This window comes from Corallococcus sp. NCSPR001, from assembly GCF_017309135.1.
Lineage (GTDB): Bacteria > Myxococcota > Myxococcia > Myxococcales > Myxococcaceae > Corallococcus.
The window spans coordinates 3,816,107-3,837,958 of the sequence record NZ_JAFIMS010000002.1; the positions used below are offsets into that span (position 1 = coordinate 3,816,107).

24 protein-coding genes are annotated in these 21,852 nt (G+C 70.0%); 15 read left to right on the plus strand and 9 right to left on the minus strand.

The window, feature by feature from the left end:
* Positions 1–30 precede the first annotated feature (30 nt).
* The gene (locus tag JYJ93_RS17500; RefSeq protein WP_206792756.1) at positions 31–579 is read left to right on the plus strand and encodes an isochorismatase family protein; all 549 of its coding nucleotides are present in this window, start codon (positions 31–33) and stop codon (positions 577–579) included.
* Between the two features lie 25 nt (positions 580–604).
* On the opposite strand, the gene JYJ93_RS17505 is transcribed toward JYJ93_RS17500, so the two are convergent.
* The 6 genes from JYJ93_RS17505 to JYJ93_RS17530 all read right to left on the minus strand — a co-directional run bounded on the left by JYJ93_RS17505 (position 605) and on the right by JYJ93_RS17530 (position 5,936).
* Positions 605–1,477, minus strand: coding sequence for a metal ABC transporter permease (locus JYJ93_RS17505; RefSeq protein ID WP_014397920.1), 873 nt, complete (start codon positions 1,475–1,477; stop codon positions 605–607).
* The gene (locus JYJ93_RS17510) at positions 1,458–2,276 is read right to left on the minus strand and encodes a metal ABC transporter ATP-binding protein (protein WP_206792758.1); all 819 of its coding nucleotides are present in this window, start codon (positions 2,274–2,276) and stop codon (positions 1,458–1,460) included. The genes JYJ93_RS17505 and JYJ93_RS17510 overlap by 20 nt, the downstream gene beginning before the upstream one ends.
* On the minus strand, positions 2,263–3,123 hold the full coding sequence (locus tag JYJ93_RS17515; RefSeq protein WP_206792759.1) for a hypothetical protein: 861 nt from the start codon (positions 3,121–3,123) through the stop codon (positions 2,263–2,265). Before JYJ93_RS17515 ends, JYJ93_RS17510 begins: the two co-directional genes overlap by 14 nt.
* A gap of 4 nt (positions 3,124–3,127) precedes the next feature.
* Positions 3,128–4,051 (minus strand): zinc ABC transporter substrate-binding protein, encoded by a 924-nt coding sequence (locus tag JYJ93_RS17520; RefSeq protein WP_206792761.1) that lies wholly within the window; start codon positions 4,049–4,051, stop codon positions 3,128–3,130.
* A 22-nt stretch (positions 4,052–4,073) separates the two neighbouring features.
* Entirely contained in the window at positions 4,074–5,414 is a 1,341-nt protein-coding gene (locus tag JYJ93_RS17525; protein WP_206792763.1) for a zinc-regulated TonB-dependent outer membrane receptor, read from the minus strand.
* Between the two features lie 102 nt (positions 5,415–5,516).
* Positions 5,517–5,936 carry a hypothetical protein gene (locus JYJ93_RS17530; RefSeq protein WP_206792764.1) on the minus strand — a complete coding sequence of 140 codons (420 nt, stop codon included), beginning with the start codon at positions 5,934–5,936 and terminating at the stop codon, positions 5,517–5,519.
* 320 nt (positions 5,937–6,256) lie between these two features.
* Between JYJ93_RS17530 and folE the strand changes: the two genes are divergently transcribed.
* From folE to JYJ93_RS17555, 5 genes are all read left to right on the plus strand, one after another.
* Positions 6,257–6,826 (plus strand): GTP cyclohydrolase I, encoded by a 570-nt coding sequence (gene folE, locus JYJ93_RS17535; RefSeq protein ID WP_043321844.1) that lies wholly within the window; start codon positions 6,257–6,259, stop codon positions 6,824–6,826.
* Positions 6,823–8,250 (plus strand): FAD-linked oxidase C-terminal domain-containing protein, encoded by a 1,428-nt coding sequence (locus JYJ93_RS17540; RefSeq protein ID WP_206792766.1) that lies wholly within the window; start codon positions 6,823–6,825, stop codon positions 8,248–8,250. The genes folE and JYJ93_RS17540 overlap by 4 nt, the downstream gene beginning before the upstream one ends.
* 230 nt (positions 8,251–8,480) lie before the next feature.
* Positions 8,481–9,221 carry a sigma-70 family RNA polymerase sigma factor gene (locus tag JYJ93_RS17545; protein WP_206792768.1) on the plus strand — a complete coding sequence of 247 codons (741 nt, stop codon included), beginning with the start codon at positions 8,481–8,483 and terminating at the stop codon, positions 9,219–9,221.
* A gap of 147 nt (positions 9,222–9,368) precedes the next feature.
* The gene (locus JYJ93_RS17550; RefSeq protein WP_206792770.1) at positions 9,369–10,109 is read left to right on the plus strand and encodes a tetratricopeptide repeat protein; all 741 of its coding nucleotides are present in this window, start codon (positions 9,369–9,371) and stop codon (positions 10,107–10,109) included.
* A complete protein-coding gene (locus JYJ93_RS17555) occupies positions 10,106–11,974 on the plus strand; it encodes an AMP-dependent synthetase/ligase (RefSeq protein WP_206792772.1) in 1,869 nt (622 codons plus the stop codon). Before JYJ93_RS17550 ends, JYJ93_RS17555 begins: the two co-directional genes overlap by 4 nt.
* Positions 11,975–12,104: 130 nt before the next feature.
* Here JYJ93_RS17555 and JYJ93_RS17560 read toward each other — a convergent pair whose 3' ends face one another.
* Entirely contained in the window at positions 12,105–12,341 is a 237-nt protein-coding gene (locus JYJ93_RS17560; RefSeq protein ID WP_206792774.1) for a twin-arginine translocase TatA/TatE family subunit, read from the minus strand.
* Between the two features lie 78 nt (positions 12,342–12,419).
* On the minus strand, positions 12,420–13,469 hold the full coding sequence (locus tag JYJ93_RS17565) for a HAMP domain-containing sensor histidine kinase (RefSeq protein ID WP_206800348.1): 1,050 nt from the start codon (positions 13,467–13,469) through the stop codon (positions 12,420–12,422).
* Between the two features lie 208 nt (positions 13,470–13,677).
* Here JYJ93_RS17565 and JYJ93_RS17570 point away from each other — a divergent pair, with 208 nt between their 5' ends.
* The 9 genes from JYJ93_RS17570 to JYJ93_RS17610 all read left to right on the plus strand — a co-directional run bounded on the left by JYJ93_RS17570 (position 13,678) and on the right by JYJ93_RS17610 (position 20,703).
* Complete coding sequence (locus JYJ93_RS17570) at positions 13,678–14,052, plus strand: response regulator (RefSeq protein WP_206792776.1); 375 nt, start codon at positions 13,678–13,680, stop codon at positions 14,050–14,052.
* 100 nt (positions 14,053–14,152) lie between these two features.
* Positions 14,153–14,482, plus strand: coding sequence for an SCP2 sterol-binding domain-containing protein (locus JYJ93_RS17575; protein ID WP_206792778.1), 330 nt, complete (start codon positions 14,153–14,155; stop codon positions 14,480–14,482).
* Positions 14,483–14,572: 90 nt separating this feature from the next.
* Entirely contained in the window at positions 14,573–15,751 is a 1,179-nt protein-coding gene (locus JYJ93_RS17580) for a CaiB/BaiF CoA-transferase family protein (protein ID WP_206792780.1), read from the plus strand.
* A 148-nt stretch (positions 15,752–15,899) separates the two neighbouring features.
* Positions 15,900–16,196, plus strand: a complete 297-nt coding sequence (locus JYJ93_RS17585; protein ID WP_206792782.1) for a hypothetical protein — start codon at positions 15,900–15,902, stop codon at positions 16,194–16,196.
* Complete coding sequence (locus tag JYJ93_RS17590; protein ID WP_206792784.1) at positions 16,193–17,155, plus strand: ferritin-like domain-containing protein; 963 nt, start codon at positions 16,193–16,195, stop codon at positions 17,153–17,155. The genes JYJ93_RS17585 and JYJ93_RS17590 overlap by 4 nt, the downstream gene beginning before the upstream one ends.
* On the plus strand, positions 17,155–17,520 hold the full coding sequence (locus JYJ93_RS17595; protein WP_242544494.1) for a 4'-phosphopantetheinyl transferase superfamily protein: 366 nt from the start codon (positions 17,155–17,157) through the stop codon (positions 17,518–17,520). Before JYJ93_RS17590 ends, JYJ93_RS17595 begins: the two co-directional genes overlap by 1 nt.
* A gap of 40 nt (positions 17,521–17,560) precedes the next feature.
* A complete protein-coding gene (locus JYJ93_RS17600; RefSeq protein WP_206792787.1) occupies positions 17,561–18,007 on the plus strand; it encodes an acyl-CoA thioesterase in 447 nt (148 codons plus the stop codon).
* Entirely contained in the window at positions 18,004–18,921 is a 918-nt protein-coding gene (locus tag JYJ93_RS17605; RefSeq protein ID WP_206792788.1) for an alpha/beta fold hydrolase, read from the plus strand. Before JYJ93_RS17600 ends, JYJ93_RS17605 begins: the two co-directional genes overlap by 4 nt.
* 30 nt (positions 18,922–18,951) lie before the next feature.
* On the plus strand, positions 18,952–20,703 hold the full coding sequence (locus JYJ93_RS17610; RefSeq protein WP_206792790.1) for an AMP-binding protein: 1,752 nt from the start codon (positions 18,952–18,954) through the stop codon (positions 20,701–20,703).
* Between the two features lie 9 nt (positions 20,704–20,712).
* Here JYJ93_RS17610 and JYJ93_RS17615 read toward each other — a convergent pair whose 3' ends face one another.
* The gene (locus JYJ93_RS17615) at positions 20,713–21,816 is read right to left on the minus strand and encodes a hypothetical protein (protein ID WP_242543844.1); all 1,104 of its coding nucleotides are present in this window, start codon (positions 21,814–21,816) and stop codon (positions 20,713–20,715) included.
* Positions 21,817–21,852 lie beyond the last annotated feature (36 nt).

Genomic DNA, 21,852 nt, shown 5'->3' on the forward strand with positions numbered 1-21,852 from the left:
CACTAGGGGCATCCTCCAAGGAGCCGCCCCATGCCGTCGTTCCGCCTGAAGCCCGAGCAGGCCGCGCTGCTCGTCGTCGACATCCAGGAGCGCCTGTGCGCCGCGATGGACCGCGACGCTTTGGACCGCATGCTCGCGCGCACGGGCGCCGCCGTGGAGGGTGCTCGGGCCCTGGGGCTGCCCGTCATCGTCACGGAGCAGTACCCGCAGGGGCTGGGCCGCACGCACTCGCTGCTCAAGCTGCGCCTGGGGGAGTTCAAGCCGCTGGAGAAGCTGGAGTTCTCCGCCGCTACGCCGGACGTGCTCTCCGTGCTCGGGGACCGCAAGCAGGTGCTGATCACCGGCATGGAGACGCACATCTGCGTCTTCCAGACGGCGCGCGACCTGGCGGACAGCGGCCGGGAGCCGTGCCTGCTCGCGGACGCGGTGCTGTCGCGCTCGGAGGAGGACCGCCGCGTGGGGCTGGAGCTGTGCCGCGACGCGGGCGCGCGCATCCTCACCGTGGAGTCGGCCCTGTTCGACATGCTGGGCCGCGCGGGCACGCCCGAGTTCAAGAAGGTGTCCGCCGCCGTCCGCTGAACAAGGGACGACGGCGGCCGACTGCTTACGCCCGGCGCGTGAAGGGCACGCGAATCAGGCGCACGAGCATCATCAGCAGCACCAGCACCCCGGACAGGACGGTCTGCGAACCGCCCACCGGGAAGTCGTAGAAGTACGCGAACAGGTACCCGCCCGCGCCCGCGATGCCGCCCAGCACGGTCGCCGTGAAGAACGTCCACGGCAGCCGCAGGTCCAGCACGAGCGCGGCGATGGCCGACAGCGTGGAGAACGCGAAGACGGGCAGGGCACCCAGGGCCCGCGCGCACACGCCCACCATGATGCCGATGGACACCATCAACACCGTGTCCAGCAGCTTCACCGGCAGCCCCTGCACGGTGGCGCCAATGCGGTCGAAGCTCACGAAGGCGATGCCCCGGAACCACCACAGGTGCAGCACCATCAGCACCGCGCCGGACACCGCCACCGCCTGGAGCTGATCCGGCGTCACCAGCACCGCGGTGCCGAAGAGGATGCCCTGGATGTCGTGCGCCTCCTGCGCGATGCGGTCACCCACCAGGATGGCCGCGCCGCCCGCGAAGGCGAACGCGCACCCCAGCAGGCTCTCCCGCGACAGCCGCAGCCGCGCGGGTTCGATCATCAGGAGCAGCGTGGCCGCCACGGACAGCACCACCGCGCCCACCAGGGGGTCGACGTGCACGCCCAGGTGGATCTCCGCGAAGAAGGCCAGCGCCACGCCCAGGCCGGCGGTGTTCGTCACCGCCGCGCTGACGAACACCATGCGCCGCAGCACCACGTAGACGCTGAGGAAGCCCAGCACGCACCCGGCGATGAGCGCGCAGAGGATGGGGTCGCGGAACAGCTCCCAGCCTGCCTGGAACTGTTCCCACTTCGAGGGCTCAAGCAGGGTTGTTTCCACGGTGGGGTCCCTGGGGCGCGGAGTGGCAGTAGTCGTCGCCGTACTGGCGGCGGAAGGCGGGGTGGCAGAACACGGTGCGCGCATCGCCCATGACGAAGCAGCGGTGCTCGCGGTCCACGAAGAGGATGACGTCGGCGTGCTCGGCGGCGACGGACAGGTCGTGGCTCACCACCACCACGCCCAGGCCGCGGTCATGCGCGAGCGCGCACAGCCGCAGCATCGTCTGCTTCTCCGCCACCGCGTCCATCGCGGCGGTGGGCTCATCCAGCAGGACGACGTCCGCCTCGGTGGCGATGACCCGCGCCAGCAGCGCGCGCTGCTTCTCGCCGCCGGACAGGTCGCGGAAGGGCCGCTTCGCGATGCCGCGCGCGCCCGCCGTATCGAGCGCCGCCTCCACCTTCTGCCGGTCCGTCTTGTTGGGGAAGGGCCGCAGGAAGTTCCAACCGGACAGCCGTCCCCAACTGGTGAGCTCCCGCGTGTGCACGGGCAGCAGCGAGTCGATGGCGGACATCTGCGGCACGTACGCGCTGCGGATGTGCGGCGCGCCCAGGGTGATGCGGCCGGACACCGGGGGAATCAGGCCCAGCAGCGTCTTGAACCAGGTGCTCTTGCCAGAGCCGTTGCGGCCCACCACCGCCACGAACTGGTGGCGGCGCACCACCAGGTCCATGGGCGGCAGGATGTCCTTGCCCCCGTAGCCGATGACGAGCTGCTCGCACTTGAGCAGCGGCTCGCCAGGCTCTGGCACCGCGGCGCGGTGGCCCCGGTCCAGCTCCGTCTCGTGATCACCGTGAGCCACGGCTCACCTCCGCGGTGGGGCTCAAGCCGGCCACCTTCTCCAGCAGCGCGGTGCGCACCGCCGCGTTCTCGGGAGCGTCCAGGTCCACCACGCCGTCAGCGCCTGGCGTCGCGGCGGACCAGTCCACCGCGTCGAAGAGGGCCGGCGTCACTTCCAGCTTCAGGCCCAGCGCCACGCGCGGGTCGTTCTCACGGTCGGACGGCACGTCCAGGCCCCCGGTGAGCACCGCCACCGGCGTGGCCTCCGCGCCCGTCACCGTCGCGGTGAAGCGGAAGGGCAGGGCGCCCGCGAAGCGCGCCGGCACGCGGCCATCCCGCACGCTGCCCGTCATCCGCAGGCCCGTGACGGCCCATCGCCCCCGGGACAGCGTCGTCTTGCCCAGCTCGCAAGCGGGCTCACACGTGAGGTCTCGCGTCGCGGGCGCCAGCAGGTCCAGCTCCGCGTCCACCGGCAGGTTGGCCACGGTGACGGTGGTGCTGCCACCGCCGCCCAGCTCCGCCTGGATGTCCTCGTAGTCCACGAGCGCCCCGGAGTCGCTGTGGCAGTGCCCGTTGTGGCACAGCGTGTAGCCGGGCGGCGGCGAGGACGGATCGAACGTCGTGGAGCCTCCTCCACCGGAAGAGGCCAGCAGGTCGATGCTGCCCAGGCTCACCGCGCCGGTGTCCATGCGCAGCTGGAAGTCGGACGCGAGCGCCTGGTAACCGTCACCCGCGTCGCGGCCGGACACCGGCGTGTACGCGGCCTGCACGGAGGGCTCCAGCACCGCGAAGCCCTCGCCCTCGTTGAACGCGCACCCGGACAGCAATGCGACAGGCAGCAACCACGCCTTCGAGGAAATGCGCTTCATGGCGTCATTCCCCCTTCCCGGAGAGGCCCTGCTCCAGCCGGCCCACCATCAACTCCAGGCGCTGCACGTACGTCTGGCCGGAGCGGAAGTCGGTGCCACCGGGCAGCGTGATGAGCGCGGCGGGGATCTTCGACGCCACGAGCTTCGCGATGTTGTCCGGGTAGTAGTCCTCCTTGAGGACCAGCTTCACCTTGTTGGCCTTGCCCTGCGCCAGCACCTGCGCGACGTGGGACGGGTTCGGAGGGATGCCCGGCTTGGGCTCCAGGAAGGCGAGCGTCTTGAAGCCCAGCCAGTCCTGCAGGTACGCCGTCGTGCGGTGGTACGCGATGACCGGCACGCCCTTGAGGCCCGCGAGCCGCTTCTCCCAGCCCACCTGCGCCGCCTGCAGCTCCTGCGTGAACTTCGCCAGGTTGGCCTTGTAGGCCGCGGCGTTCTTCCCATCCAGCTGCGACATGCGCGCTTCGATGGCCGCGGCCACCTTGAGGGCCTGCCGCGGATCATAGAGGTAGTGCGGGTTGCCGCCGGGGTGCACGTCGCCCTGGCTGCGGTCCACCTGCCCGGCGGGGACCTCCTGGAGGCTCACGAACCGGGACGCGTCCAGGTAGCCCGGGTTGCCCGACTGGATGCGGCTGTTGCGCGCGCCCAGTTGGAGCGTGGGCAACCAGCCGATCTCCAGGTCCAGGCCCGCGGCGATGAGCAGGTCCGCGCGGTTGAGCGCGAGCGCCAGGTTCGGCTTGGCGTCCACGAAGTGCGGGTCCTGCGTGGGCAGCGCGAGCGCGGTGACCTCCACCTTGTCTCCGCCCACGGCCTTGGCCAGTGCGGCCAGGTCCGGGAGGGTGGCGACGACCTTCAAATCCGCGCGAGCGGGGACGGCGGTGAGGCTGACGACGGCGGCGCACAGGGCCGCGAACAGGCGAAGGGAACGCATGGAAGGGCTCCAGAAGAAGGGGTCAGAACGCATGGGCACCGTGGGCGCCGGTCACGACTTCAAGGGCGAGGAAGGCCGAGTAGTCCGGCGATTCGCGCCAGCCCACCCGGTCCGTGGCGGCCTGCAGGCGCAGGCGGGAGAATTCGGTGGGCCAGAACGTCACCTCCGCGGTGATGCGCTGGCGGTCGGAGATCCATTCGGGGTCGAGCGGATCATTCGCCACGCGGCCCTCCAGCGTCTTCGCCGCCGAGCCGAACTCGTAGCGCAGGCCCGTGGCCCAGCGGTTGGAGAAGCGCCACACCGTCTGCGCGTAGCCGCCCCAGTCGGACAGCACGTCCTCCGGCACCTGCCGGCGGCGGTAGAGCACCTCCGCCTGGAGCACCAGCTGCTGCGAGCTCTGCGACGTGATGGGCCGGAACTTCAGGTACACGTCCGTGCCGTAGATGCTGGTGTAGTTACGGTAGCCCGTGGGGTTGGGGCCCGTCGCGGCGGACAGGCCCCAGAGCAGCGACAGGTCGTCCGACAGCGGGAAGAACTGCTTCACCGCGCCGGTGAGCTGGAAGTCCAGCGGTGACAGCACGCGCTCCGCGGAGGCGCCGAAGAAGCTGCGCGCGGTGGCCTCGCCCGTGGCGTCGGTGGCGCTGCCAATCACCTCCACGTACCAGGGCAGCGGCGTGAGCCATGAGCCCTCCACGCCCAGGCCGCGGTTGCCCTCCGCGCCGAAGTAGCGGCTCATGATGAAGGGCTGATCCACGAAGTCCCACGCGTGCGGGTGCGTGGCGTTGATCCGGCCGAAGCGGGTGAGGAACTGGCCCGCGCGCACCTGGAGGTTGGCGGGCAGGTCCAACGTGGTGACGTACGCCTCTTCAATCTCCACGCCGAACTGGCTGAAGACGAGGTTGCTGTCGAAGCGGAAGTACGGGTCCACCACGGAGCCGATGGACAGCTCCAACTGCTGGAGGTTGAAGCCGTTCTTCGTCGGGTCGTGCGCGCCGCCCTGCAGCGGCTCCTTGTTGGAGAAGGCCGCCAGGGCCATGTCCAGGATGAAGCTCAGGTTGAGGAAGTTGGTGCCGCCGGAGATGGCGTTGGGCAGCTTGAGCGGCGTCACGCCGGAGTCGTTCGTCGCGGTGGGGGACACCGGAGACGTGTCGCCGGACGGACGCGCGCGTGTGCTCGTGTCCGTGCCCAGCGCCTTCTCAATCTCCTCCATCTCCTCCGGGCTCAGCGCCGGAGTGTCCTCCGAAGCGGGCGGGGACTCGGTAGCGGGGGGCGATGACTGCTGGGCCCACGCGGCGCTCGCGGACAGCTGAGCGGCGAGCACGACGGCGAGGGCGCGGGGATTCCTGCGCGGAAGGGGGGACACGGATGTTTGCTCCTCGGAACCGGCCGGCCGTGGAGCATGCGCATGCACGCCCCGCGACGAGCTGTCGACCTGATGACCTGCTTCACGACACGACACGCGGAACTACGCGTGCGTCGGAGGCGAGGCCTTGGGCGCGGTGTCGAGGACGGCGAGCGGCGCGAAGGAGCGGGGGGGCGCGGTGGCCGGGTGGTCGCTCTCCACGCACGCCGAAGCGGGCGTGACGTCCGCGCCCGGGAGGGCCCCCACCTGCGGGGCGGCCGTGAGCAGCGGGCACGTCTCGTGGTTGAGGCCCGTCGCGTCCGCCACGGCGGGCGGGACGGAGGCGACGACGGGGGCGCGCTCGGTGAAGCGGGACAGCGCGGGGTTCGCGCGCCGCGCATCCTCTTCGAACGTCTGGTGCTGCGGACAGAACCGGTGCGCGTGCTGCTCCACGTGCAGCGCCAGACCCAGCGGCTGGGCACCCCAGAGCGCGACGAGCAGCATCGCGGTGAGGCGGGCAAGGGTGTGGGCGCGCGAGAGCATCAGAGGGTCCCGGCTGGCTTACTGTCGGCCCCCGGGAGTGTCAAGGCAGGCAGGGTGCATGCGTCTCCCGGGGCTCCCGGGCATGGACGGCGGGAGCGGTGCGGCGATTCAACCTGGCGCGCCGCAGAAACACGACGACAAGGGAACGTTGTTTTCATTCCGGACGTCCCTCCTGGCCGCATCGGTTAGGTTGGGCGCGCGCCACCGTCACGCCCCTCGCGCCAGGAGCTCCGCCGCCCGTGCCTCCCTCCCGTTCCCGTCGCCGCGCCCCCGCCGCCAAGGCCCCGGCCCCTCGCGCCGTGCGCCCCGACCCCGCCGGCATGGCCCGGGCGGTCCGCGACTTCCTCACTGCCGCCGGCCTCGACCTCCAGGACGTGAACCTGGTGGACACGCCCACGCGCGTGGCCGACGTGTGGGCGAACGGCTTCCTTGACGGCTACGGCCGCACGCCCGAGGAGGCGCTCGGGAAGACCTACCCCGCGCCCGCGGACTCCTCCGGCGAGCTGGTCGTGGTGACGGACCTGCGCTTCCACTCCATGTGCCCGCACCACCTGCTGCCGTTCACCGGCCGCGCCCACGTGGCCTACGTGCCGGGTTCGCGCGTGGTGGGCTTCGGGCGCATCGGCGCGCTGGTGGACCTCTTCGCGCACCGGCTCATCCTCCAGGAGGACCTGGCCCGGCAGGTGGCGCGCTCGCTCGCCCGCGTGCTCGGCAGCCCCGCCACCGCCTGCATCCTGGAGGCGGAGCAGGCGTGCCTGCGGCTGCGGGCCGACCATCAGCGTGACGCCGTCACCCACGCGGAGGCCTATGAAGGACGCCTGCGCCGCGACGGCCCCCTGCGCCGAGAGCTGTGGGCCCGGCTGGGGGCTCGCACGGGGGCGGGCCGATGAACCCCGCCGCCCAGACCTTCGAGCGGGTGGCGCCCGAGCTCGTGGCGAAGGTGCTGGAGGCCCTGGCGGAGGTGCTGTCCCAGGGGCAGGTGAAGCGCGACGAGGCCACGCTGGAGGCCTACGCGCGCGACGAGTCCGACAGCGGCGTGTACCGGCCGGACGCCGTCCTGCTGCCGGAGACCACCGCGCAGGTGTCCGCCATCTTCAAGGCGTGCCAGGCGCACGGCGTGCCCTTCACCCCCTGCGGCGCGCGCAGCGGCAAGAGCGGCGGCTCGCTGCCCCTGAAGGGCGGCATGGCGGTGAGCCTGGAGCGCATGAACCGCATCCGCTCCATCTCCAAGGAAGACCTCACCGCGGTGGTGGAGCCCGGCGTGGTGACGGGCGACCTGATGAAGGCCGTGGAGGCGCAGGGCCTCTTCTATCCACCGGATCCGAACTCCTGGGAGTTCTGCACGCTGGGCGGCAACGTGGCGGAGAACGCCGGCGGCCCGCGCGCCCTGAAGTACGGCGTCACGCGCGACTACGTCATCGGCCTGGAGTGGGTGATGCCGGACGGCGAGGTGCTGCGCGTGGGCCGGCGCACCATCAAGGGCGTGGCCGGCTATGACCTGGTGGGGCTCTTCGTGGGCTCCGAGGGCACGCTCGGCGTGGCCACCGAAATCACGGTGCAGCTGATCCCGCTGCCGCGCCAGGTGATGACCGCGCTGGTGGTGTTCCCGTCCGTGCTGGACGCGGCGAAGGGCGTCTCCGCGGTGCTCGCCGCCGGCATCCTGCCGCGCTGCCTGGAGCTCATCGACGAGGTCGCCGTCCAGGCCATCGTGCACCGGGGCAGCTTCCAGTTCCCCCCGGACGCGGGCGCCGCGCTCATCGCCGAGGTCGACGGCAACACCTCCGAAGGTGTCCTCGCGGAGCTCCAACTGTTGGGGGACATCTGCACCCAGCACGGGGCCACCCAGACCCTGGTGGCCCAGGACGACAGCCAGCGCGAGAAGCTCTGGGCGGCGCGGCGGGTGATCTCCCCGGCGCTGCGCGCGCTCAAGCCCGCCAAGATTTCCGAGGACATCGTGGTACCCCGCTCGAAAATTCCCGAGATCATCGAGCGGTTGAAGAAGATGGGCGAGGAGCTGGGGCTCACCGTGGCCACGTATGGCCACGCGGGCGACGGCAACCTGCACGCCAACATCCTGTACGAAGGTCCCAGCCAGCGCCCCCTCGTGGACGAGGCGCTGCGCCGCATGCTGGTGCTCACCGTGGAGTTGGGGGGCACCATCACCGGTGAGCACGGCGTGGGGCACGCGAAGCGGGAATATCTGGCGCTGGAGCAGGCGCCCGCGCTGCTGGAACTGCAGCGCCGCCTGAAGGCCTTTTTCGATCCATCAGGTCTGCTCAATCCCGAGAAAATCTTCCCCGCGCTCAAGCGTTGAAGACTTCGTGACCGGAAACGTAGGTGCTGTCCCACCCGTCGCGTCGTGCCCTTCCAAGCGCCCGGAAGTGCGAGCGCGTGATGGGCTTTTGACAAGGGTAAGAGGGGGAAATGCCCTTCTTGGAAGGAATGAGAAACCCTTTCCGCCGTTGCGCGTCCTAGTGACAGATGGACGCGGTTCGTCGGGGGATTCATCGCGTCCGGCAGTTACGAACGGAAGGACGGGAAATCATGGCCAACTCGACGAAGTACGCGGCAGAGGGCCTTTCGCATTACCTGCGTCACCTGGGCGGGCACCAGCAGCTCACGCGTGAACAGGAGTACGAGCTGGCCCGCCAGGCCCGCAAGGGTGACGAGAGCGCCCGACAGACGCTCGCCAGCTCCAACCTCGCTTTCGTGGTCGCCGTGGCGAAGAAGTTCGCCAACCGCGGGGCCCGCCTGGACGACCTCATCCAGGAAGGCAACGTCGGCCTCATGAAGGCCATCGAGCACTTCGACCCGAAGAAGAACGTGCGCTTCGCCACCTATGCCGTGTGGTGGATCCGCGCCTACATCACCCGCTACCTGAAGGACAACCGCAGCCAGGTGCGCGGCGGCGAGGCGGAGCGCGGCAGCATGGTGGACTTCTCGCTGGACGCCACCATCGACGAGGAGGGCGAGACGACCTTCCTCGACCGGCTGGAGGACGGCGGTCCCTCCCCGCAGGAGTTGTTCCTCTCCCGCGAGCAGGACACCGAAATCCAGGACGCGCTCGCCAAGGTGCGCAAGCGCATTGGCGACCTGGGCTGGGACATCCTCCAGGAGCGCCTCACGCAGGACAAGCCGCTGACGCTGGAGGAGCTGGGCCAGCGCTGGGGCGTGTCGCGCGAGCGCGTGCGCCAGGTGGAGCTGAAGACGAAGAACTTCCTGGAGCGCTACCTCATCGCGTTCAACGAGAACGAGGAGCACACCGCCACGGCCGACGCGGCCTGAAGCGGCAAGCCGGAAGGCAGCGTCTGTTGCATCGCCGACGGGACCTAGCGGGGTGTTCGCACCTTGCCGGTCCCGTCTTCGTTTTTGCCGCGCTGCGTCTGGTACGTTCGGTTGATGGTAGGCGAGCGTGCGTGCTAAGGCTTTTCGATGCGCTTGAAATTGCTTGCCCTTTGGGTGCTTTGGGCCATCCCGGCACACGCCGCGGATCCCGCGCTGCTCGACCAACTTGACGCGTTGTACGCGAAGCGCAATGACGCGGAGTCCGTGAAGGCGCTGGACAAGCAGGTGTCCGAGGCGCTGAAGGCCGCGCCGGACGACTTCGACCTGGCGTGGCGCAAGGCGCGCATCCTCCAGTGGCAGGCGGACGGCGCCTCGGAGAAGAAGCTCAAGATGGTCCTGGGCAAGCAGACCTGGGAGGCCGGCGACCTGGCCGCGAAGCTCCAGCCGGCGCGCGTGGAGGGCTACTACTTCGCCGCCTGCGGCATCGGCTCCTACTCTCAGGCCGTGGGCATCATGAAGGCGCTGGGCGACGGTCTGGAGGGCAAGTTCAACGAGCGCCTGGACACCGCGCTGAAGCTCGACGCCACGTACGAGTACGGCGGTCCCTGGGTCGTGAAGGGGCGTTACTTCTATGAGCTGCCCTGGCCCAAGCGGGACCTGGGCAAGTCCGCCGAGTACTACCAGAAGGCCATCGCCAAGTTTCCGCAGTCGCTGCGCGCGCACTACTACCTGGCCGAGACGTTGCTGAAGGACGGCAAGGCCAAGGACGCGAGCGCGGCCATCGAGAAGGTCAAGCAGGGAAGCACCGCGTACAACCCCGCTGAGGGGCAGCGTGTGCAGCAGTGGGCCAAGAAGGTGGATGCCGACATCCAGGAGGAGCTCAAGTGAGGGCAGAGAGTCAGGTCACGACGGCTCCCGCGGCGGGCGGGACGCAGGAGCAGAACCTCGTCCAGTTGCTCGTTCAGCGGGCCCAGAACGCCTCCAAGGTAGGCGTGACGCACAAGAAGGACGGGCGCTGGCAGGACGTCACGTTCGCGCAGGTGCTGGAGGACGTGAAGGCGCAGGCGGCGGGCCTCATCGCCCAGGGCGTCCAGCCCGGGGACCGGGTCGCCATCTTCGCCAACACCAGCCTGCAGTGGATCATCGCGGACCTGGCCATCAGCGCGGCCCAGGCCATCACGGTGCCCATCTACGGCTCCAACACGCCGGATGAGTGCCGCTACGTCCTGAACCACTCGGAGACGAAGCTGCTGCTCGTCGACAATGACGAGAAGGACGCCAAGCAGGCGGGCCGCCTGTCGCGCGTGCGCTCCAAGCTGGGGGACATCCCCACGCTGGAGAAGATCATCGTCTTCGAGGGCCCCATCTCCGGCGACAAGGAGATGTCGCTCGCGGACCTGGTGGCCTCCGGCAAGGGCATCCCCCAGGCCGCCGAGTCCGCGTTCACCGAGCGCGTCTCCCAGGTGAAGTCGGACGACACCAACCTGCTCGTCTACACCTCCGGCACCACGGGCGACCCCAAGGGCGTCATCCTCACCCACGGCAACTGGGCCTACGAAGCGAAGGCCACCCAGGCCATGGGCATGATGAAGCCGGAGGACTCCGTCATGCTCTTCCTGCCCCTGGCGCACGTGTTCGCCCAGGTGGTGAAGGCCGCGTGGCTGTCCATGGGCTTCCGGCTGATCATCGCGGAGTCGGTGGACAAGCTGCTCGCGAACCTGGCGGAGACGCGCCCCACGGTGCTGCCGTCCGTGCCGCGCGTGTTCGAGAAGGTCTACAACAACGTCGTGGCCAACGGCTCCGCCGCGCCCGGCGTGAAGGGCAAGCTCTTCAAGTGGGCCTTCGGCCTGTTCGACGAGTACGCCGAGGCCAAGGGCCAGGGCCGCGAGTACAACTCGCTCCAGTTCAGCCTGGCCAAGAAGCTCGTCTTCTCCAAGGTGCGCAAGACCCTGGACGAGAAGCTGGGCGGCAACATGCGCATCTTCATCTCCGGCGGCGCGCCGCTGTCCCGGAAGATCGCCTACTTCTTCGACCTGCTCGACCTCAAGGTGCTGGAGGGCTACGGCCTCACGGAGACGAGCGCCCCGTGCAACGCCAACCGGGTGGAGAAGATCAAGATCGGCACCGTGGGCCCGCCGGTCCCGGGCACGGAGATCAAGATCGCCGCGGACGGCGAAATCCTGGTGCGTGGCCCCTGCGTGATGAAGGGCTACTACAAGAACCCCGCCGCCACCGCGGAGGTGCTGGAGCCGGACGGCTGGTTCCACACCGGCGACATCGGCGAGGTGGACTCCGACAACTACCTGCGCATCACCGACCGCAAGAAGGACATCATCGTCACTGCGGGCGGCAAGAACGTGGCGCCGCAGAACATCGAGAACACGCTCAAGACCTTCCCGCTCATCAGCCAGGCCATGGTGTACGGCGACAAGCGCCCGTTCCTGGTGGCGCTGATCACCGTCTCCGAGGATCCGGCGCGCAAGCTGCTGGAGGACAAGGGCATCGCGGTGGGCACCTACGCGCAGAACTCCCAGCGGCCGGAGATCAAGGCGGCCGTCGAGGAGATCATCAAGAAGGTGAACGCGGAGATCCCCCCGTACTCCAGCATCAAGAAGATCGCCGTCATGGACGCCGACTTCACGCAGGAGTCCGGTGAGCTCACGCCCACCCTCAAGGTGAAGCGCAAGGTCGCCAGCCAGAAGTACATCAAGACCATCGACGCCATGTACGAAGGCGCCAAGGTCATGGACTGACGCACCAAAGCCCGACGCCCGTCCCTGGCCGCTTTCGAGCGAGCAGGGTACGGGCGTCACGGGTGAACGTTCAGCGATGATTTGACGTCAGGGGCGGGGCCTTCCCGGGCCCACCCGGACGGACCCGCGCTCAGGCGTGGGAGCTGGGCGACTTCGCGGCGACGTCCTTGTCCACGGTGGTGGACGCGGACAGCGTGCCGGGCTTCTTGTCGGAAGCGTCGTCCTTGTCGTCGTCGCTGGAGAAGCCGCGCTTGAAGTTGCGGAGCGCGCTGCCCAGGGACGAGCCGAGCTGCGGCAACCGCGAGCCGCCGAACAGCAGCAGCAGCGCCGCGAAAATCAGAAGAATCTCAGGAAGCTTCAATCCCATGGCTTCGCTCCTCACGAAATGCGCGGGGGAGCATACCGGTGGGAGGTGGGTCGCGCTAGCAACTCCGGCGGCCGGGGCTCATGCCTGCCAGCCCGCTGGATGCCCGAGTTCCTCTGGCAGCGATAAGGGCAACGTGAGGAAGAGGGTGGTGCCGCCCGGGTCCGCCTGGGCGCCCACCTGGCCGCCGTGGGCCTCCACCTCCTGCCGGGCCAGGAAGACGCGCAGCGGATCCTCCAGCTTGCGCTCGCGGAAGGCCCGCGCCTCGCACTGGAAGACAGCGTCGACGTCCTCTTCCGGAACGGCCGCGCCCTCGCGGCGCACCTCCACCCGCACCTGGTGACCCAGGCGCTCGGCGCGCACGTGCAGCGCTTCCCCCGGCTGCGCGCGGGCCAGCAGGTGGTGCACGAAGGCCTCCACCGCGTGCTGGATGCGGCCCGCGTCCACCGTCACCTCGGGCAGGTCCGGCAGCGGGTCCAGCACCAGCCCCACGTTGGCGGCGGACGCCGCGGCCCGCGTGCGCTCCACGGCCGCGTCCAGGATGGGCAGGAGCTGCTGGCGCTCGCGCTCACACGCCAGCGCGCCCAGGTCCGCGCGGCTGGAGTCGAAGAAGTCCTGGGCGAAGGAGAGCGCCCGGTCCGCGTTGCGCAGGATGGTCTCCAGCCCGCGCTGCGCCTTGGGCTCCAGCGGGATGCGCCCGTTGAGCAGCAGCGCCGCGTACGAGCGGATGTTGGCCAGCGACCCGCGCAAGTCATGCGACGCGAGCGACAGGAAGCGCACGCGGTCCTCCACGCGCTCGCCCGACGGTGAAGCCTGGGGCACCCGGGGTGAAGCCGGATCCGGGCTCCAGGGCACCGGCAGCGCCCAGACCAGGCGTCCGCCGTCCTCCAGGGGCTCCTCGCCCACCAGGAGGACGCGGTCCTGGCGCTCCCACAGGTTGCGCTCGCCGCTCCTGCGGCCGAACCCCGCGGCGGCCATCAGCCCGTCGATGCCCGTCACGGCCGGCATGGGGGGCAGGGCCTCCAGCCCCAGGTAATCCAGGAGCAGGGGACCGAGCAGGCGGGGTGTCCCCTGACGGGGCAGCAGCGCGAGCCCCGGCGCGGTTTCGTTGCCTCCAGGCGTCTCCCCCATCCACGTCACGCGGACCTCCCCTGGCCTTGCCTCGAATCAACGGAAGGGTGGGCAGTGACTGTCGGTTTTGCAACGGGCTCCGGCTCCGTCCTCGGGGCCCTTGATTTCTTGCACCCGGGGGGCCAGTGATGGTGGAAGATCGACCCCCGGAAGCGGCATCGAGGAGACACGTCTGACCTCGCTCAACGCACAGCATGCTGATGCACCCGTGGTGCTCGTCGTGGACGATGATCCCGACATCCTGGAGGCCCTCTCGGAGATCCTGGAGGCCGAGGGCTTCGAGATCCGCCGTGCCCGCAACGGCAAGGAGGCCCTGGAGCGCCTGGAGCCGGACCCTCCGCACCTCATCCTCCTGGACCTGATGATGCCGGTGATGGACGGCTGGGAGTTCGCCCAGCGCATGCGCCAGAAGCCGGACTTCGCGGGCATCCCCATCATCGTCCTCAGCGCGGACCGCAACGTCGGCAGCAAGGCGAAGGACATTGGCGCCATGGGCCACCTGGCCAAGCCCTTCGAGCTCAACGACCTGCTGTCGATGGTGCGACAGTCCCTCAACCCCTCGACGGACACGTCGCGCGTCTGAGCGCGGCGCCCATGGCCGTGCTTGACCGGGGCAGTGGGGCGCCACTACGGTCCGCGCAGGCCTGATTCACCAATCAACGCTGACTACCAAGGAGCGAGTCATGGCGACCGCGAAGGACATCATCGAGGGGCAGATTCCCGAGAAGCTTCAGGCGAAGCCGGAGCTGGCGAAGGACATCAACGCCATCATCCACTTCGACGTCTCCGGCGACGGTGGCGGCAAGTGGACGCTGGACACCACCAAGTCGGAGGGCTGGGTGTCCGAGGGTCTCAACGGCGCGTCGAAGATGACGGTCTCCGTCAGCAACGACGACTTCGTGAAGATCCGCGAGGGCAAGCTGAACCCGCAGATGGCCGCCATGCAGGGCAAGCTCAAGTTCAAGCCGATGGACATGGGCCTCGCGATGAAGCTGGCGAAGCTGCTGGCCTGAGCCTCTGCGTATCGTGTCGTACCGACGGCGCGTCACCCTGATGGGGACGCGCCGTCCGCATGTCTCCACCTCCCCCTGGAGCCCCCCTCCATGCCTGAGTCGTCGTCCCCCCTCGCCGGCCTGCGGGTGCTGGACCTGTCACGCCTGTTGCCCGGCCCGTACGCGACGCTGGTGCTCGCCGACCTGGGCGCCACCGTGGACACCGTGGAGGATCCGGAGGTGGGGGACGCCACCCGCCACATGCCGCCGCACCGTGAAGGGGAGGGCGCGCTCTACTACGGCCTGCACCGCAACAAGCGCTCGCTCACGCTGAACCTCAAGACGCCGGAGGGGCGTGACGCGCTCCTGCGGCTCGTGTCCCGCTACGACGTGCTGGTGGAGAGCTTCCGCCCCGGGGTCATGGACAAGCTGGGCGTGGGCGAGGCGGTGCTGCGCCAGAAGAACCCGCGGCTCATCTACTGCGCCATCTCCGGCTACGGCCAGACGGGGCCGGACCGGCTCAAGGCGGGGCACGACCTCAACTACGTGGCCCGCGCGGGCCTCCTGGGCTACGGCGGCGAGGCCGGTGGCGCGCCCGCGTTCCCGGGCGTGCAGGTGGCGGACATCGGCGGAGGCAGCCTCTTCGCGCTGGTGGGCATCCTGGCCGCGCTGCACGAGCGCGAGCGCACGGGCGTGGGCCGCTTCGTGGATGTGTCCATGACGGACGGCGCGCTGGCGTTCCTCCACCTGCACCTGGCCTCGCGCCTCTTCATGGGGAAGGAGGGCACGCCGCTCGCGCGCGGAAGCGAGGCGCTCAACGGCGGCTACCCCAGCTATGGCCTGTACCGCACCGCGGACGACCGCTGGCTCGCGGTGGGCGCGCTGGAGCCCAAGTTCTTCGGCGCGCTCTGCGCGAAGCTGGGCCGCCCGGAGCTGCTGGACGACGCCTACTCGGGCGGCGAGGACAGCGCGCGCGTGAAGGCGGAGCTCACCCGCGTCTTCGCGAGCCAGCCCCTGGCGCACTGGCGCGAGCAGCTCTCCGGCGCGGAGTTCTGCGTGGAGCCGGTGTCGGAAGGCGACGAGGTGCTCGCGGATCCGCAGCTGCGCGCGCGCGGCCTCTTCGTGGAGACGGATGATGCGCAGCGCGGCATCCGCGTTACGCACCTGCTCACGCCGCTGCGCATGGGCGACGTCGCACTGCGTCCACCGCCCACGCTGGGACAGCACTCGCGTGTCATCCTGGAAGACGCGGGTTTCACCGCCGAGGAAATCTCGCGCCTGATTGCATGAATACCGCGTGAAACGAACCCATGAAGGTGGGTTCGTGCGCGGATCCAAAGTGACCCGTTGCTGATTGACAGCACTGGAGTCACAGTTAGTCTTTTCCTGTTTTCTGACTGGGAAATCGACTTTCAAGCCCTGGGAAGGAAGGTCCCCCGTGCCCGACGCGCAGGAGCTCGAGTCATACATCCGGAAGAAGTTCGCGGAAAACGTGGGTCTCACGGAAGAAGAGTTGTTCTCCGAAGAGCTCACGCTCGCGGCGCTGATTACACGCTCGGAGCGCATGACCAACAGCGTGGACTTGATGGAAGCCTTTGCCCGCACGTCCAACGGGCTGCGTAAGGATTTTGGACTCAGGGTGCGCCTGCCAGCACTGTCCCTGGACACACCGGTGTCCTCGGTCCTGGCGGTGTTCATGGGCGAAGTCTCGAACCCGGAGCGGAAGTCGGCATGAGTGTCCTGGCGCGCAGCGTCGAGCACGAAGAAGCGACCGCCGTCCACTCGAAGGTCCTCCCGCAGGAAGGCCGCCCGGCCATCCAGGCGGAGCTGTACGAAGCCCTCACCCAGCGGGGCCTGTCGTTGGTGGACATCACCTGGGAGCAGCAGCGCCTGCACGAGTCGCGGCGCTGGAGCGTGGTGGAGATGCTCGCCCAGGTGGACTTCACGCACGTGGGTGAAGCCGACCGGCACCTGGTGTGGAACGCGGGGCGGGCGGAGCTGACGACGAAGCCGGGCGCGGACCGGCTGGAGCGGCTGGCGGACCTGGAGTGCCGCCGGTGGCAGGAGCAGAAGAACCCCACCGTCGCCGCCATCATGCAGGCGTGCGGCACGTGGAGCCGCTACTGGAACGAGGAGGAGGCGCACCACGAGACGGCGTTCAACCGCCTGTCCACGGTGTTGAAGCTGGAGCCCATCACCGACGCCACCTTCATCGAGTTCCGCAAGGTCTTCCCCGACGACGACATGCTGCGCACGCTCACGCTGCTGTCCATCTCCGAGGTGGTGGCGGCGGTGGACTACGGCCAGTGCTCGCAGATGGTCCAGGACCCGGGCCTGCGCGCGCTGTTCAAGCAGGTGGCGGCGGACGAAGTGCAGCACATGAACTACTTCATCGCCTTCGCCAAGGCGCTGGTGGACAGCGGCGCGTACAAGGCGAAGGAGGCGTTCGCGGTGGCGCACCTGTTCCTGCGCGACGGCGGCGAGGTGCACGGCAGCAAGCGCGAGCGCGTGGAGTCTCGCGACACCCACGTCAACTGGTGGGATCAGCTGGAGCACCGCGAGGGCTTCTACGCTCCGGACGCGCTGCGCAAGAAGGAGCAGCTCATCTTCCACGCGCTCAAGCGCATCACCGGCATCACGGTGAACTCGCGCGACGAGGTGGAGGACACCTGGATGGACCTCGTCGGGTGCTGATGGGCCTGGGCCACGACCTCCAGGCCGTCTCGGAGCTGGAGGCCGCACGGGCCCTGCGGGAGCCGGACGTCTTCTTCACCGCCGCGGAGCTCGCCCACTTCGAGCGCGCGGCGGACCCGGAGCAGAGCCTGGCGGCGGGCTTCAGCGCGAAGGAGGCCCTCTTCAAGGCGCTGCCCGCGGTCGCCGGCTGGTTCTGGACGGACGCCGAGCTCGTCCACGACGCCCGGCACGCGCCGCGCTTCCGGTTTCACGGCACGCTCGCGGCGCACCTGGCGCGCGAGGGCCTGCAGGTCGCAGTCTCGCTGTCGCATAGCGGAGGGTTCGTCTCGACGGTGGTCATCGTGACGCGCGCTCCGTCCCCCTGAAAATCGCTGTCATCCCCCCGGCAGCCGAAGGACATCCCCCGTGCACTTCGAAGAGTCGTCGCTCACGCTGCGCGTGCGTCCCAATGACCTGGACATCCTGGGGCACGTGAACAACGCCACCACGCTGGAGTACCTGGAGGCCGGCCGTTGGGCGTGGCTGGAGCGGCAGGGGCTGACGCGCGGGGGGCCGGTGGTGGCCGTGGTGTCGCGCGTGGAGGTGGACTACCGCCGGGAGATTCCCCCGGGCGACGTGGTGGTGCACACGGAGCTGGAGTCGCCGGCGGCGGACGAGCTGGAGCCGGACGGCCTCAACTACCGCGCGCGCTTTCGTCAGCGCGTGTTCCTGGCGGCGGACGGGCCGGTGGCGGTGGAGGCGCTGGTGAGCGTGGCCTTCCTGGACGCGAGGGCCCGGTCGCTCGCGTCGCTGCAGCAGTTCCTGGACGCCGCGCGCGCGCCGGCGGCCACTGTCGAGGAGCCGCTTCCATGAGCACGAACGCGAAGCAGGAGCTCGCGTCGCGGGAGTTCTGGGTGCCCACGTCCCAGGAGCACGCGCTGCACGTCGTGGACGCGCGCCTGTCCACGACGCCGGACTCCGCGCCCGGCATCCTCTTCGTGCCGGGGCTGTTCTCCGACGGCCGCTTCTTCCTGGGCGGGCAGGGCGACGGGGCCGCGCGCACGTTCGTGGACGCGGGCTGCGTGGCGTACGTCGCTTCCCTGCGCGGCCATGGCCGGAGCCGCTGGCCGGCGAAGCGCGCGTACGACTGGAGCTTCGACACGTACGTGCGCCACGACATCCCGGACCTGGTGCGGGCGGTGCGCGCGCGCCACACGGGGCCGCTGTTCCTCCTGGCCCACAGCATGGCGGGCTACGCGGCGCTGGCGGCCCTGGGGGTGGACCCCTCGCTCCAGGCGTCGCTGTCCGGCGTGTGCACGCTGTCCTCGGCGGTGAACGACTACAGCGACGGCGGGTTCAAGAAGCGCTTCCAGCTGGGGTTCTCCTCCGCGGTGGCGGGCGTGTTGGGGCGCTTCCCGGCGAAGGCGCTGAAGCAGGGGCCCTGGGACGAACCGGCGGGCGTGATGCGGCAGTTCACGGACTGGGCGCCCACGGGCGCGTTCCGCAGCGCGGACGGCGCGACGGACTACTGGAGCGCGCTCGGCAACGTGACGCTGCCGGTGTTCGCGGGCGTGGGCGCGGCGGACGTGTTCCATGCGTCACCGCAGCGCGCGCAGAAGCTGGTGAGCCACCTGGGCAGCGCCCACAAGGACCTGTTCGTCCTGGGGCGCGCGCAGGGGCTGAGCTGGGACGCGGGCCACTTCGACGTGGTGCGCGGAGAGCGCGCCCGCGCGGAGGTGTTGCCCCGCGTGCTCGCATGGATGCGCCAGGTGGCGCCTTCGCACTGAAGAACCCGCAGGGGAAGGGAGGCTTTTCGCATGCTCGACATCATCCAGAGGCTGGAATCGACGGATCCGCGGCGCGGCCTGTTTCTCTACGACGACTTCGTCGGGCCGCCGGAGTTCGTGCCCTACCGGGAGTTCGCTGCTCGCGTGGCCGGGGCGGCGGAGCACTTCCGCGCGCGCGGCGTGGGGCCGGGCACGCGCGTGGTGCTGCCCTTCGAGACCTCATCGTCCGTCATCTTCGCCTTCCTGGGACTGATGGAGCTGGGCGCGGTGCCCCTGTCCGTGAAGCCGTACATCCTGAGCACGCCGAAGGGGCCCTACCGGGACTTCCTCGCGCGCATCCGCGAGCGCTATGACGCGCGGCTCATCCTGGACGTGCCTGGCCTGTCCGGACTGGAGCTGCCGCTGGAGCGCCTGCCGTTGCAGCCCGCGGGCGCGAAGCGTCCCGGTGTGACGCTGCGCCAGGTGGCGCCCGGGGAGCTGGCGTTCGTGCAGTTCTCGTCGGGGTCCACGTCGTTCCCCAAGGGCGTGCCCATCACCCACGAGAACCTGGCCGCGAACCTGCGGATGATCATCCGGCACGACGGCCGCACGGCCGAGGACCGGGTGACGAGCTGGCTGCCGCTCTACCACGACATGGGGCTCATCGGCGGGCTGCTCACCTGCATCACGGTGGGCAACGATCTGCTGTTGTCCCAGCCCGCGTCATTCCTGATGGACCCCCTGGGCTGGCTGGAGCTCATCTCCACCGAGAAGGTGATGGGCTCCGTCATCCCCAACTTCGCCATCGACTACGCGCTGAAGTCGCTCAAGTCGGCGGACGCGGACGACCTGAAGCGGTTGGACCTGTCGCGCGTGCAGAGCATCTACCTGGGCAGCGAGCCCATCAACATCCCCAACCTGGAGCAGTTCCTGGACATCCTCGCCCCGTGCGGTCTCAAGCGCGACGTGTTCATGCCCTGCTACGGCATGGCGGAGACGGTGCTGATGGTCGCGAGCGTGCCGCCGCGCCAGACGGTGCGCGTCATCACCGCGCCCAATGGCCAGCCGGCCATCTCCGTGGGCCGCCCGCTGACGGAGTTCGAGGTGCGGCTGCGCGCGGAGGACGGCCACCCGTGCGGCGAGGGTGAGATGGGAGAAATCGAGCTGCGCGGCGGCAGCCTGGCGCCGTCGTACTACCTGGACGACCGGCCCCTGCGCGGCGAGGACGGCTTCTACGCCACGGGCGACCTGGGCTTCCAGAAGGAGGGCGAACTCTTCATCACCGGGCGCATCAACGACCGCATCAAGGTGAACGGCCAGAGCTTCTTCTCCGCGGACTTCGAGCAGGCCGTGGAGCGGCTCTCCTTCATCCGCCCGGGCCGCACCGCCGTCATCCAGGTGAAGGGGCGCCTGGTGGTGCTGGCGGAGGTGAACCACCCGTCCGCGCTGGAGCGCCTGGAGCACAGCCGCAAGCAGGTCTGCCAGTCGGTGCTGGAGACGGTGGGCGTGACGCTCGCGCAAGAGGACGTCCTCTTCATCCGCTACGGCCAGCTCCAGAAGACGAGCAGCGGCAAGCTCCAGCGTCGCGCCATCACCGAGGCCTACGAGCAGGGCCGCATCCGCACCGTGACGCCCATGGAGCTGCGCGCGGACCTGCTCCAGATGCGCGCGCAGCGGCTGGTGCTGGGCTCGGTGATGGTCGCGCGGCAGCGGGGCCGCCGGTGGATGGCCTCCGGGAAGGCGGCGCTCTCCGCGGGGCTCCTGAAGCTCAAGCCGGGAGGCCAGCGTCAGGACGGGCCCTGAGCCCGTGTTTCAACGGGCCTTCGCGGAGGCCCACAGGTCCCAGCCGCGCGCCGCGTGGCACGCATCGCCCACCAGGTCCAGGGCGAGCTGGGGCTGCGTCCTGGCCAGCGCCTCCGTGTCGCGGAAGGCGCCCGTGGCCTCCAGCCTGAGCGTGGCGTGCTCCAGCGCGGCCCTGGCCTCCGCCACCGCGCGGGCCTGCGCGGGCGTGGGCTTCCAGCCCGTCTCGTCCCGGTAGCGTCCCAGCGCCTCCAGGAAGTGGCCGTGGAACTTCACCATCTGCACCAGCACCGGGACGCGGTACGCGGGCGCGGCGGTGAGCGCGGCCTCGTACTGTTTCGCCTCCGAGCCCAGCCGGTACACCAGCACGTCCACCTGCGCGTCCAGCCTGGGGCCCCACGCCTTGCGCACGGAGGGGAAGCGCGCCCAGCCCGCGACGGCCTGGAAGAAGTGGAGCCCGCCACACGGGTGCGCGTAGATGCCCTGCTTGTTCTTGGGCACCTGGGGAAGGCCCGCCTTCATGCCCCGGACGAGCTCCGCGTTCGCGGACTCCAGCGTGGCGAGCGCGGTGTCCATCACCGCGTCCATGCGCACCGTCTCCCCCGCGCCGTTGACGAACGAGCCTCCGGGCTCCAGCACGTGTGACAGCGCGTCCAGCGCCCACGCTCCCTCCGGCGACGCGGCGAGCGCGGGGCGGAAGTCATGCTGGAGCGAGCCCACCAGCTCCCGCAGCGTCACCTTGCCCCACGCCGTGGGGAACGCATGCGAGCGCGGGTAGCCCGCGAGCAGGAGGGTCTTCACCTGGAGCGCCGGGTGCGGCTCCACGGGCGTGCCGTCCGGGGTGAAGGCGTCGAAAAAGTAGCGGGCCGGGGCCCCCGCGTCCGGGGCGTCGCGGCGCAGGAACCCCGCGACGATGGCGTCCGAGGCCGGGCGGCCGTCCCGCGCGCGGAAGGCCTTCCCGTCCAGGTCCATGCCGTGCGCGAGCGCCCAGGGACTGGAGGGATCCGCCGCGTGCGCGCGGCACTGCGCGTGGAGCACCGCGGGCGCGGAAGGAGGGGAGGGCGGGGGAGCGGCGCTCAGGCCAAGCCCGAGCAGGGCCACGAAGGAGGGGAGCATGGGCGCGGGCAGTGTCGCAGCCCGCGCCCGTCCACG